Consider the following 11,659-nt stretch of genomic DNA (forward strand, 5'->3'; position numbering starts at 1 on the left):
GAGCCGGACATGCTGCATGTATCGATGGTCGGGTGCGGAGCGATCGGGCAGGGCGTACTGGAACTGCTCAAGAGCGATCCGGATGTGTGCTTTGACGCCGTGATCGTGCCCGAGCACGCGATGGACAAGGCGCGCGAGGCCATCGCCCCGTTCGCACCGAATGCGCGTGTCACGACGCATCTGTCGGCCGACGCGCATCCTGATCTGCTCGTCGAATGCGCTGGCCATGATGCGCTTGAGGAGCATGTGTTGCCGGCGTTGGAGCAGGGCATCGACTGCCTGGTCGTATCGGTGGGTGCGCTGTCGGAACCCGGCGTGGCGGAACGGCTGGAGGCTGCGGCCCGCCGTGGCAACGCGCAGGTGCAGCTGCTGTCGGGCGCCATCGGCGCCATCGACGCACTGGCCGCTGCGCGCGTCGGCGGGTTGGACGCCGTGGTCTACACCGGCCGCAAGCCGCCGCGCGCCTGGAAGGACACGCCGGCCGAGCAGCAGTTCGACCTCGATGCGCTGCGCGAGCCGACTGTGATCTTCGAAGGCAACGCCCGTGAAGCTGCGCGTCTGTTCCCGAAAAACGCCAACGTGGCGGCCACGCTGTCACTGGCGGGCCTCGGTCTTGAGCACACGCACGTCAAGCTGCTGGCCGACCCAACGGTAGACGAGAACATCCATCACGTCGAAGCGCGCGGTGCCTTTGGCGGCTTCGAGCTGACGATGCGCGGCAAGCCGCTGGCGGCCAATCCCAAGACTTCTGCGCTGACGGTGTTCAGCGTGGTGCGTGCGCTGGGCAACCGCGCGCACGCCGTTTCGATTTAAGCGAGGCCATAGCGCCATGACTGTTTCCAACCCGAACGCAACCGCAACGTCCGTGTTGCCCATCTGCATTGCCGGCGATTGGCGCCTCGGCACGGGCGAGCGCTATGCCACGCGCTACCCGGCCACCGGTGAAGTCGTTGCAGAACTCAATGCCGCCAGCGTCGCCGATGTGGAAGAGGCTGTGGCGGGCGCCTACCGAGCCTTCCTGTCCAGCGGCTGGGCGCAGCGCAAGCCGCACGAGCGCGCGGCCGTTCTGTACCGCGTAGCTGAGCTGATCCGCTCGCGCAGTGAAGCGTTGGCACAACGCCAGCGCTTGGATAACGGCAAGCCGATCAACGAGACGCGCGCGCTGGTGGCAAGCGCTGCGGCCACGTTCCAGTTCTTCGGCGCCGCATGCGAGACGCTGGAAGAGTCGCTCACGCCCATGCGTGGCGATTGCCTGACGATGAGCGTGCATGAGCCCATGGGCGTGGTGGCCGCCATCACGCCGTGGAATTCGCCGATTGCCAGCGAAGCGCAAAAGATGGCGCCCGCGCTGGCCGCGGGCAACGCCGTCGTCGTCAAACCGGCGGAGGTTACGCCGCTGATGGCGCTGGAACTTGCTGCCATCTGCGAAGAGGCGGGCGTGCCCAAGGGCATGATCAGCGTGCTGCCCGGCAAGGGCTCCGTGATTGGGGATGCGATTACGAAGCATCCGCTGGTGCGCCGTGTGTCGTTCACGGGTGGCACGAACACGGGCAAACACATTGCCCACATTGCCGCTGACAAGATGATGCCCGTGTCGCTGGAACTCGGCGGCAAGTCGCCGACGATGGTGTTTGAAGATGCCGACCTCGACCACGCCGTGAATGGCGTGCTGTACGGCATCTTCAGCTCGTCGGGCGAGTCGTGCATCGCCGGTTCGCGTCTGTTCGTGGCGCGTTCGCTGTACGAGCGCTTCATGGATCGCCTGGCCGCTGCCGCAGCACGTCTGCGGGTCGGCAATCCGGCCGATGAATCGACGCAGATGGGCCCGCTGATTACCGATCGCCACCGCGAGACCATCGAGTCGTACGTCGCGATGGGCGTGGCAGATGGCGGCCACCTGCGCACGGGCGGTTTGCGCCCGGCAATTGCCGGCTGCGAGTCGGGCTATTTCTACACGCCGACCATCATCGAAGGGCTCACCAACAGCGCCCGCATTTGCCAGGAAGAAATCTTCGGCCCGGTGCTCGTCGCCATGCCGTTCGACGATGAAGACGAATTGATCGAGCAGGCCAACGACAGCGTCTACGCGTTGGCCGCCGGCATCTGGACGCGCGACTACAAGCGCGCATGGCGCATCGGCCGCGCAGTGCAGGCCGGCAACGTGTGGATCAACACATACAAGCAGTTCTCGATCTCGACGCCGTTTGGCGGCTGGCGCGACAGCGGCCTGGGCCGCGAGAAGGGCCGACTCGGCATCCTGCAATACATGGAGCAGAAGAGCCTCTACTGGGGTTTGAATGCACAGCCGCTGGCCTGGGCCAACGCCAACTAAGCGCCGCTAACAAAACCCTCCTGGCGTCGTTGTGCCGCCTTGCCGTACTTAAGTACTGTCTGCGGCGGCACGCCTAGCCAGGACCGCTTCGCTGGGTCTTGTTACCGGCTCTAACGCCGAAGCAAACACCCAGACCACAGGAGATCAAGATGAACACGATTCGAGGCATCGACGAAATCGTCTACGGTGCCGACGACCTCGCCGCCTGCCAGCAGTTCTTCCTGGATTGGGGCCTCGCCCTACAATCGGAAGACGCCAGCGGCCTGCTGTTCGAGACGCTCAACGGCTGCCGCGTGCGCGTCAAGCGCAGCGGCGATGCCGCGCTGCCGCCCGCCATGGAAGCCGGCCCGACGCTGCGCGAAGTGATCTGGGGCACCGATTCGCAGGCTGTGCTCGATCGCCTAGTCGACACGCTGGCTGACCAGCCCGGCTACGTGCACGCCGACGGCCGCGTCGGTTGCACCGACCCGAACGGCCTCGCCGTGCGCGTGCAGCTGTCCACCAAGCGCGACGTCGACGTGCAATGCGCCGCGATGAACACGTGGACGGACAAGCCGCGCCGCAACCAACCGAGCCCAATCTACGAACGTGCCACGCCCATCGAAGTCGGCCACGTGGTCTTCTTCGTCAAGGACGTGGCGGCCACGGAGCGCTTCTATGTCGAGAAGCTCGGCTTTGTGCCGTCCGACCACTACCCGGGTCGCGGGGCGTTCCTGCGCTGTGAGCCCGAAGGCGGTCATCACGACCTGTTCCTGCTGCAGACGCCGCAGGCCAAGAGCGGGCTCAACCACGTGGCTTTCACCGTGCGCGACATCCATGAAGTGTTCGGTGGCGGCATGCATGTGTCGCGCTGTGGGTGGGATACGCAGCTGGGCCCGGGCCGTCACCCGATTTCGTCGGCGTACTTCTGGTACTTCAAGAACCCGGCTGGCGGCCTGATCGAGTACTACGCCGATGAAGACCAGCTCGACGCCGACTGGCAGCCGCGCGATTTCGAGCCCGGCCCGACCGTGTTTGCCGAATGGGCCATCGACGGCGGCATTGACGGCAACACACGCCGGCAGAAGAACGTCGCCGGCCCCGAAGGCAAGTTCCTGACGGAAAAGCGCTGAAACGTTGCAGAGAGACGTGCTATGAATTCCCCCCTCAACCTGCGTGTGCATGCCATGCGCTACGAAGCCCAAGGCATCGTGAGCGTGGAGCTGCGCGATATCGACGGCAAGCCTTTGCCGGAGTACGCACCGGGCGCGCATATCGAATTGCATCTCGGCAACGGGCTGGTGCGCAGCTATTCACTGTGCGGCGCGCCAGAGGTGCGTGACCGTTACGTGGTCGGCGTGCTGCTCGATCGCAACAGCCGCGGCGGCTCGCGCTATGTGCACGAGCAGTTGCGCGTCGGTTCGATGCTCAAGATCGGCGGCCCACGCAATCACTTCGAGCTGGACGAAACGGCGCCGCGCACCGTGCTGGTTGCAGGTGGCATCGGCGTGACGCCCATCGTCTGCATGGCGCGTCGCCTGGCCGAGCAAGGCAAGACGTTCTCGATGCTGTATTGCGCCCGCTCGCGTGCCGAAGCGGCCTTTGCCGATGAGCTGGCCGCCCATGGCGAAGCGGTGCGTTTTCACCTGGACGCAGAAGTCGGTGGCCCCCCCGATCTGAAAGCGCTGCTTGCAGGGCATCCGGCCGATACGCATTTCTATTGCTGCGGCCCCGGCCCGATGCTGCGGGCATTCGAGGCGGCCTGTGAAGCGCTGGGCTACACCAACGTCCATATCGAACGCTTTGCAGCCGACCCCGGCGTGGAATCGGTACAGGAGGGCGAATACCAGGTCAAGCTCGCGCGCAACGGTGCTGAACTGTGTGTGCCGGCAGGCAAGTCGCTGCTCGACGCGCTGTTGGAGATTGGCGTCGAGGTGGAACACAGCTGCAAGGAAGGTGTGTGCGGCTCGTGCGAAACGCGCGTGCTCGAAGGCGAGCCCGACCACCGTGACAGCGTGCTTTCCAAGAGCGAGCGTGCCTCCAACCAGACGATGATGGTTTGCGTATCCGGCTGTAAGGGCAAGCGCCTGGTGATCGATCTGTAAGCGCAGGATGGTTTAGGCGCCGGCCTGACCAGCCGCGCCGTCTTTTTTTGCGCCCTGTTTTTCTTTTAAACGACGTTTCGTATACGAAACAAGGCAAGAACCACAACCAGCTCGTCCACCAAGACGGCGATAACAACTGGCGGGGCGGACACCTTGTCCAGTGGAGGAAACTGCAAATGAAGACAACCTTGTTCACCCTTGCGGCGATGAGCCTGGCCGGCACGGCGGCGGCCCAGAGCAACGTGACGCTGTACGGCAGCATTGATGAAGGCGTGGCCTACATCAGCAGCCTCAAGAGCGGCGCGTCTAGCGGCTCGGCGCTGCGCATGGACCCCGGCACGATGCAGCCGGACCGCTTCGGCCTGCGCGGCTCGGAAGATCTCGGCGGCGGTACGCAGGCCATCTTCCAGTTGGAATCGGGCTTTCTGGGGGACACCGGCAGCAGCGTGGTTGCCGGCAAGCTGTTCAACCGCACGGCGTGGGTCGGCCTGACGAACGATCGCCTGGGCAACATCCAGCTTGGCCATCAGGCGGATTTCATGTTCGATTACCTCGGCCGCCTGAGCAACGGTTTCCAGCTCACCAACTTCTACCTGTTCCACCCCGGCAACTTCGACAACCTGGCCAACCAGTTCCAGATCGACAACGCTGTGCGTTACGTCTCGCCCATCTTCGGCGGGCTGCAGCTGGGCGGCATGTACGGCTTTGGCGAGGTACCCGGTTCGCCGTCGAAGAGCCGCAGTTACAGCCTCGGCGCGTACTACACCAATGGCGGTTTCCGAGCCGCCGCGGCCTATACCGCGTCCAACGACCGCGCGCTGGACATCGCGGGTCGGTTGGGTATCACGAACACGCTCGGCACGACGCTCGTGCCCGGCGTGATGACGCCGATGAGTTCGGTCAAGTCGTTCGGTGCCGGCGCGCTGTATCAGTTCAGCGGCCTGCCGGTCCAGATCAACGCGGTCTATACGCAAACGCGCATCACGCTGGGTGGCGCCAACGCCCGCGCACAGAACGTCGACCTGGGCACCGCGTGGCATTACAGCGCCGCGAATACGCTCAACGTGGGCTATACCTTCAGCAAGTACGAGGGCGCCCGCTGGAACCAGTTCAGCCTCGGCAACGTGTATGCGTTTTCCAAGCGCACGCAGGTGTACGTACAAGGTACGTATCAGCGTGCGTCCGGCGATGCGCAGTCTGCTGCCATCAACGGCGTGGGTGTAGCGGCGCAGCGCAACCAGGTCGTTGTCAGCACCGGGGTGCACCACTCGTTCTGACGTCCTGACCCAACGCGCGCCGCTGGGCAGCGACCCGGTGGCGCATCAACTTCCTCGGGAAGGAGCTTCACATGAAGCCAGGTGTTTTGATTGATAGCGGAATTGACCACGATGCGTCGCGGGGTGCGATGAGCCTGGGCAAGATCGTTGCCCGCATCGAGCGGCTCAAGAGCAACGGCATGCACGTGCGTGCGCGTCTGCTGATCGGGTTGGCGACATTCTTCGACGGCTTTGACGTCATCGTCATCGCGGCCACGCTGCCGCTGCTGATTGCGCAGTGGCATCTGACGCCGGCCCAGATTGCGTTTGTGATCGGTGCCCCCGGTATCGGCCAGTTGGTCGGCGCGTTGGTGTTTCCCATGCTCGCCGAGCGATTCGGTCGCGTGCGCATGATCGGCTATAGCGCGGGCATCATCGGCTTGATGAGCCTGCTGTGTGGCGTGGCGCCCAGTTTTGCCGTGTTTGCAGCGCTGCGTATCGTGCAAGGCGTTGGCTTGGGCGGCGAGCTGCCCGTGGCGGCAACGTACATCAACGAAGTCACGCGCGCACATGGTCGCGGGCGCTTCGTGTTGCTCTACGAGGTGGTGTTCCCGATCGGCCTGCTGGTGTCCAACGCGTTGGGCGCATGGCTGGTGCCGCATTTCGGCTGGGAGGTGATGTACTTTCTCGGTGGCATTCCGCTGGTCCTGTTCTTTACGCTGCCCAAGGCCGTGCCGGAGTCCCCGCGCTGGCTGGCCACCAATGGCCGCATGGCTGAGGCCGACGCTGCGCAGGCTCGCTTTGAAGCCAAGGCGAAGGAGCCGCTACCTCCGCTGGGCGATACCTCGGCCTTCGAGCAGATGTCGCACCGCCACCCGAAGCGGGGCATGCGCGATCTGTTCGGCCCGGTGTACATCAAGCGCACGGTCGTTGTAGCCATGCTGTGGGCAACGTGTGGTTTCATCCAGTACGGTCTGTCGACATGGCTGCCCACGGTCTACAAGACGATCTACCATGCGCCGCTCCAACTGGCGCTGAATCTGGCGGCGCTGGCGTCCGTGCTGGGTGTGGTCGGCTCGTTGGTGTGCGCGATGATCGTCGACAAGGTTGGCCGCAAGCCCGTGATGGTGGTGTCGTTTGTGCTGTGCGGCGTCTCGCTGGCGCTGGCCGGGCTGCTGCACGAGCAGTCGCTCTATGTGGTGGCAGGGTTGTGCTCGTTGGCGCTGGGGTTGATGGCGTGCGGCTTTATCACCGCGTATGTCTACACGCCGGAGCTGTACCCGACCAACATCCGCGCGATCGGCTGCGGCATGGGCGGCGCGTGGCTGAAGATTGCGGCGATCTTTTCGCCGATGCTGATCGGTTCGACCATCGGCTCGGGCAACGTCAGCAATGCGTTCCTGCTGCTGGCCTTGGTGCCCATCCTGGCGGCAATCACCATCTACTTCCTCGGCATCGAGACCAAGGGGAAAGTGCTGGAGCAGCTCGAGCTGTAAGCCGGAAGCGCTTGATGGTCACAAGACGGCGAGGGTAGCGCTCGGTAGGCGCGCCCTCGCCGTTTTTGTTTCAGCCGATAGTGTGATCTGTCAGCAGCTCCAGCCCGTGCCTTAGGTGCTTGGCGCGCGCACATGGAAGCTGCTGCGGAGTAGCGGTATCCGACAGGGCGACCGGTCGCCCCGGGCTGTGCGCTCGGAGATGCATGAGAGATGCGCCCGGTGGGCGTTTGCGACGCGCGATGCCCTTGAGAAAGCGGGGTCTCGAAATAGCGGGCAAGAAGCGTCATTGCTCGTGCAATGACTTTGAGACCCCCTCTCATAGACTGAAAACGTGCCGATAAGAAGTCATCGGGCACGCCGAGATGGGAGGGAATATGTCCACCACAGCAGCCAACTGGATCGTCGTTCTGACATGTGCCTACATGGAATACAGCACATGGCGCGGCATGAGCGTCTACCGCCGCACGGTGGGCTATGAAAGCGTGGTGTGGTGCTGATCAGGCGCCGCGGGGCTTGGGCAGCAACCTGCGGACGAGATCGCCATGTACCGAATACTTCCCCAGCAGCGCGTCGCCGTCAGCCAGTTCGAATTCGCTGAACTCGAACCCCGGCGCAACGGTGCAGCCGACGAGCGTGTACCCATGCTCGCCCGGCACGCGCTCGGCTGCAAACCAGCGGCCAGCCGGCACCACCGCCTGGTACACCGCCGTCGCATCATCGGCCGCGTGGCCCAAATGATGCGTCTTCACCGTACCGTCTTCCTCCAACACATGCACATTGAGTGAGTCCCCCGCATGGAAGTGCCACAACTCGTCCGACTGGATCCGATGCCAGGCGGAATATGCATCATCCGCCAACAGGTAATAGATGGCGGTGGCGGCCGCACGTTCGATGGGCGGGATGCCTCGCTGGACGCGTTCCTCGCTGCGATAGGTCTCGCGATAGAAGCCGCCTTCCGGGTGCGGTTCGAGACCGAGGCGGGTGATGAGGTTCTGGGCGGCGAGGGCGAGCGGCATGATGGGAAACCTTCGACTCAGTTCTGCTGACGGCGGAACGGAAAGCGCTGCTGGTTGACGAACCCGTCGGGCATGTAGTCGCCCACCACGCCGTACTTCTCCGGGAGGGCCTTTTTCGATTTCACCGCGGTACCGAACAGGTAATCGATGAAGGCGAAATGTGCGGCGTAGTTCTTGTCGATCGCTTCGTCTTCCGATGAATGGTGCCAGTGGTGGAAATCCGGCGTCACGAAGATGTACTTCAGCGGGCCCCACGGCAAGTGCACGTTGGCGTGATTGAACACCGCCTGGAAGCCCACGATGATGATGTAGACATCGACCACGGCCTTGTCGAAGCCCAGCACGAACAGCGGCCCCAGCACTGCCACACGCGTGACGATCAATTCAAGAATGTGCTGGCGCGAGCCGGCCAGCCAGTCCATTGTCTTCACGCTGTGATGCACGGCATGGAAGCGCCAGAGGAACGGCACCTCGTGATACGCGCGGTGCGTGACGTACTCCATCAGATCGGCCACCAGCATGCAAAGCAGCAACTGCGGAATGAACCAGATGTGCTGCACCATCTGCTGGAAGTCTGCATGCACCATCCAACCGAACACGCGGTGGATCAGGAAGTTCACCACCAGCAGCACCAGCCCTACGATGAAGTGGTTCACCGCAAAGTGGACCATGTCGGTCTGCCATTCGGGGCGGAACACCGGCTGCTTCTTATAGAGCGGGAACAGCTTCTCGAGCAGCACGAAAATCGCCGTCGAACCGAGCAGGTCGAGAATGAACCAGTCCATGCCGATATACGGCGTGTGGTCCGGAAAATCACCAACCGGCACGCGTGAGCCGCCCAGCGCGACAGCAACCACCACGAAGAGGAACGCCAGGCCGTTCAGGCGACGGCGGTTATCCAGCACGATATTCGCCAGAGATAACCCGCCGGAAATCAACAGCGAGACAAACAGGATCTGCCGAATCACATCTACCGAATACGCGCGGCGTAATTCCGGCGTCGTCAGATACTGCGGAAAGTGAAAGGCCAGCACGCCCAGCAAGCACAGAAAGCCCAGCACCAGCGCCAGGATCGTACCGATCATGCCCCGGCCGAACTTCAGGCCGCCATTGGCATGCAGCAGCGCATTGGCATCGCGGATCGTCGCGTCGGCCACGCGGACAATGGCGGGGTGATGTTCCTTTTCGGGCATTGGCGCCAAAGGCTGTTTAGACGCATCCATGGATCTGACTCGCAGTATTGTTTTGTTTTATTAACAATGCGATTGCCAATCGAGTGCTGGCCCTCATTCGCATTGCGGCGCGATTATACGGACCGGTTTCACACATTCAAACGAGCTTTTTCGCGCGTAACAATCATCTGCGATTGCCACGCTTTTCTGTTGTGTGTCCGAGTCACGAATCCGCATCTGCAGCGTTGGATGCGCAACGCAGGGCGTTGCCTTTCCGTGCAAGGCGATGCATTGTGAGGCCCGCGCCTGACGGGCGCGCGACGATATAAGACTGAAAAGGGGAGCAACCATGTCCGAAGGATTTCACGTTCACGGTGCGCATGATCATGCGCTCGAGCACGCAGCAGAGAGTGGCCACGCCGACAGCTTTGCCGGGCGAATTGCTGTCATGACGGCGATTCTGTCGACGGCCGGCGCTATCTTCGGTTACCAGGGCGGGGCGACGCAAAATGCCGCGCTGCTTGCCAAGAATGAAGCCGCCATTCATAAGACCGAGGCCGCCAACCGCTGGGCCTATTACCAGGCCAAGGGTCAAAAGCAGGCGATTGCTGAGCTGACCGCCCAACTTCCCGGTACCGATCAGGCCGCTGCCAAGCGCGACGCCCAGCGCTACGCCGCCGAGAAGGAAGACATCCGCCGCCAGGCCGAAGACCAGGAGCGTCTTGCCAAAGAAGCCGACGAGGCCAGCGAGCTTGCCGTCCACCATCACCACCGGTGGGCGCAAGCCGTGGCCGCCATCCAGGTGTCGATCGCCCTGGCGGCCATCACCTTGCTTTCTCGCCGGCGCTGGATGCAGGTGCTTTCGTACGGCGTTGGCGCTGTCGGCGGTGTCGTCGCCGTGCTGGCGCTGCTTCACATCTGACCGCTTAGGTGCGCTGCTCACTGGCGGTTGCGAGGGAACATACCCAGCCGCCAGAATGGCGCGCTTGAAGGAGGCATCCCGCCTCCATGCATCAGGAATGAACAGATGACACGTGGAATGTGGATGTGGCGCACATTGATGATCGCAGGCTTGTTGGCCAGCGCATGGGCCATGGCGGCCGGCCCGGCCGTCGAGCCGGGCGAGTACGTCTACATCCTGGGCGGCAGCGCGAGCGGCACGATGACGGTCAAGGGCAGCAGCTTCAACATCACGACGATTGGCGGCAACTGCCACACGTGCGCGATCGAAGGCACATTCCGTGGCCGCGTTGGCGTTGACAAGGATGAAGGCACGTGCCGCATCGCCGTGTCAGGTAATAAGGATGCGCTCAAGCTGGATTCCTCCGCCACCGCCGAGGCCTGCCGAGCTTTCTGCGGCATGCGCGCCATGTTTGATGGCGACTACCGCCGCGCACCCGCCGCCTGCACCGACCGCCAGCGCCAAGCCCGCATCGGCCAGGCCCACAAGCAATATGCCGCCAAGGACTACGACGCAGCACGCACAACGCTGCGTTCGCTGCTTTCCGAGTGCGATCCCTTCATGGACTGGATCGAGCGCGACAAGGCCCGTAGTGATCTCGCCGTGACTGAATACCATCGCGGTGACAATGCCCAATGTTTGGCTGTGTTGTCCGAAACGACTGCCGTGAAGGCGCAGAAGGATGCATCACTGAGCCTGCCGCCGTGCGACGCCGACAATTACGCGTCGACCAGCAAGGCCATCCTCTACAACCAGAAGCTGTGCCAGTCGCCGGTCAAACATTGATGCCAACTGCATCTCTATAGGTAACGAGGCGACGGGCGACGGGCTGGCCCAATCTGTGTCGCAGACTGGGCGGTCGCGGCGTTCGCCGGCGTCTCAACCGTGCCATGACGCGGCAGCCCATGGCGATGCAGGCCGGTGATCAACAAGATTTTTTCGAGCGACTCACAAAAGTGCTTGCCAGCCGCGCGTCCACACATTAGTATTCGCCCCTCGCTGCAAAACACAGCGCCGAAACGCAAGTGGCGGTGGTGGAGTTGAGTGGTGGAGAAGCAGGTGTGGAGCGGGTTTGCGGTCGATCGGGTGGTAGGTGATTGGCGGTGGATCGAGTGGTAGTTGGCAGCGAGTTGATGGATAAAAATTCTTCGACGAGTTGTTGACAGCGACGAAAAAGCTCTGCATAATCTCGTTTCTCTGCTGCAGACAACGCAGCGACGCGGTGAACAAAGTTGATCGCGAAGTTCTTTAACAAGCAAACAGCCGATAAGTGTGGGCGCTTAATACTGGATGCGGCGGATTTCGATCCGCTAGCTAACAAGTAATGAAGTGCTCGCACAGA

12 protein-coding genes are annotated in these 11,659 nt (G+C 62.9%); 9 read left to right on the plus strand and 3 right to left on the minus strand.

Annotated elements, in window-relative coordinates; translation table 11 throughout:
* The first annotated feature begins 9 nt into the window (after positions 1-9).
* The 7 genes from N511_RS0115525 to N511_RS25610 all read left to right on the plus strand — a co-directional run bounded on the left by N511_RS0115525 (position 10) and on the right by N511_RS25610 (position 7,665).
* A complete protein-coding gene (locus N511_RS0115525; protein WP_027680155.1) occupies positions 10-813 on the plus strand; it encodes an aspartate dehydrogenase in 804 nt (267 codons plus the stop codon).
* Positions 814-829: 16 nt separating this feature from the next.
* Positions 830-2,332, plus strand: a complete 1,503-nt coding sequence (locus N511_RS0115530; RefSeq protein WP_027680156.1) for an aldehyde dehydrogenase — start codon at positions 830-832, stop codon at positions 2,330-2,332.
* Positions 2,333-2,481: 149 nt separating this feature from the next.
* Positions 2,482-3,444, plus strand: coding sequence for a VOC family protein (locus tag N511_RS0115535; RefSeq protein WP_027680157.1), 963 nt, complete (start codon positions 2,482-2,484; stop codon positions 3,442-3,444).
* A gap of 21 nt (positions 3,445-3,465) precedes the next feature.
* Positions 3,466-4,416 carry a PDR/VanB family oxidoreductase gene (locus N511_RS0115540; RefSeq protein ID WP_027680158.1) on the plus strand — a complete coding sequence of 317 codons (951 nt, stop codon included), beginning with the start codon at positions 3,466-3,468 and terminating at the stop codon, positions 4,414-4,416.
* A gap of 176 nt (positions 4,417-4,592) precedes the next feature.
* A complete protein-coding gene (locus N511_RS0115545) occupies positions 4,593-5,693 on the plus strand; it encodes a porin (protein WP_027680159.1) in 1,101 nt (366 codons plus the stop codon).
* Positions 5,694-5,764: 71 nt separating this feature from the next.
* On the plus strand, positions 5,765-7,168 hold the full coding sequence (locus tag N511_RS0115550) for an MFS transporter (RefSeq protein ID WP_027680160.1): 1,404 nt from the start codon (positions 5,765-5,767) through the stop codon (positions 7,166-7,168).
* Positions 7,169-7,542: 374 nt separating this feature from the next.
* Positions 7,543-7,665, plus strand: a complete 123-nt coding sequence (locus tag N511_RS25610) for a hypothetical protein (protein ID WP_004634792.1) — start codon at positions 7,543-7,545, stop codon at positions 7,663-7,665.
* Here the strand turns inward: N511_RS25610 and N511_RS0115560 are convergent, their stop codons facing one another.
* Positions 7,666-8,184, minus strand: a complete 519-nt coding sequence (locus N511_RS0115560; protein WP_027680161.1) for a cupin domain-containing protein — start codon at positions 8,182-8,184, stop codon at positions 7,666-7,668. It lies immediately after the preceding gene.
* A gap of 17 nt (positions 8,185-8,201) precedes the next feature.
* Positions 8,202-9,407 (minus strand): sterol desaturase family protein, encoded by a 1,206-nt coding sequence (locus tag N511_RS0115565; protein WP_027680162.1) that lies wholly within the window; start codon positions 9,405-9,407, stop codon positions 8,202-8,204.
* A gap of 298 nt (positions 9,408-9,705) precedes the next feature.
* Here N511_RS0115565 and N511_RS0115570 point away from each other — a divergent pair, with 298 nt between their 5' ends.
* Positions 9,706-10,278, plus strand: a complete 573-nt coding sequence (locus N511_RS0115570; RefSeq protein ID WP_027680163.1) for a DUF4337 domain-containing protein — start codon at positions 9,706-9,708, stop codon at positions 10,276-10,278.
* A 105-nt stretch (positions 10,279-10,383) separates the two neighbouring features.
* Entirely contained in the window at positions 10,384-11,103 is a 720-nt protein-coding gene (locus N511_RS0115575; RefSeq protein WP_155954052.1) for a hypothetical protein, read from the plus strand.
* Between the two features lie 196 nt (positions 11,104-11,299).
* Here N511_RS0115575 and N511_RS25530 read toward each other — a convergent pair.
* Positions 11,300-11,659, minus strand: a 360-nt coding sequence (locus N511_RS25530) for a hypothetical protein (protein WP_231479624.1), incomplete at its 5' end; no start/stop codon positions are given.

Source organism: Ralstonia sp. UNC404CL21Col, assembly GCF_000620465.1.
Lineage (GTDB): Bacteria > Pseudomonadota > Gammaproteobacteria > Burkholderiales > Burkholderiaceae > Ralstonia > Ralstonia flatus.

What these genes read in the sequence shown, in the direction of transcription:
- N511_RS0115525 (WP_027680155.1), top strand. Translation starts at nt 10, where the DNA reads ATGCTGCATGTATCGATGGTCGGGTGCGGAGCGATCGGGCAGGGCGTA.
- N511_RS0115530 (WP_027680156.1), top strand. Translation starts at nt 830, where the DNA reads ATGACTGTTTCCAACCCGAACGCAACCGCAACGTCCGTGTTGCCCATC.
- N511_RS0115535 (WP_027680157.1), top strand. Translation starts at nt 2,482, where the DNA reads ATGAACACGATTCGAGGCATCGACGAAATCGTCTACGGTGCCGACGAC.
- N511_RS0115540 (WP_027680158.1), top strand. Translation starts at nt 3,466, where the DNA reads ATGAATTCCCCCCTCAACCTGCGTGTGCATGCCATGCGCTACGAAGCC.
- N511_RS0115545 (WP_027680159.1), top strand. Translation starts at nt 4,593, where the DNA reads ATGAAGACAACCTTGTTCACCCTTGCGGCGATGAGCCTGGCCGGCACG.
- N511_RS0115550 (WP_027680160.1), top strand. Translation starts at nt 5,765, where the DNA reads ATGAAGCCAGGTGTTTTGATTGATAGCGGAATTGACCACGATGCGTCG.
- N511_RS25610 (WP_004634792.1), top strand. Translation starts at nt 7,543, where the DNA reads ATGTCCACCACAGCAGCCAACTGGATCGTCGTTCTGACATGTGCCTAC.
- N511_RS0115560 (WP_027680161.1), bottom strand. Translation starts at nt 8,184, where the DNA reads ATGCCGCTCGCCCTCGCCGCCCAGAACCTCATCACCCGCCTCGGTCTC.
- N511_RS0115565 (WP_027680162.1), bottom strand. Translation starts at nt 9,407, where the DNA reads ATGGATGCGTCTAAACAGCCTTTGGCGCCAATGCCCGAAAAGGAACAT.
- N511_RS0115570 (WP_027680163.1), top strand. Translation starts at nt 9,706, where the DNA reads ATGTCCGAAGGATTTCACGTTCACGGTGCGCATGATCATGCGCTCGAG.
- N511_RS0115575 (WP_155954052.1), top strand. Translation starts at nt 10,384, where the DNA reads ATGACACGTGGAATGTGGATGTGGCGCACATTGATGATCGCAGGCTTG.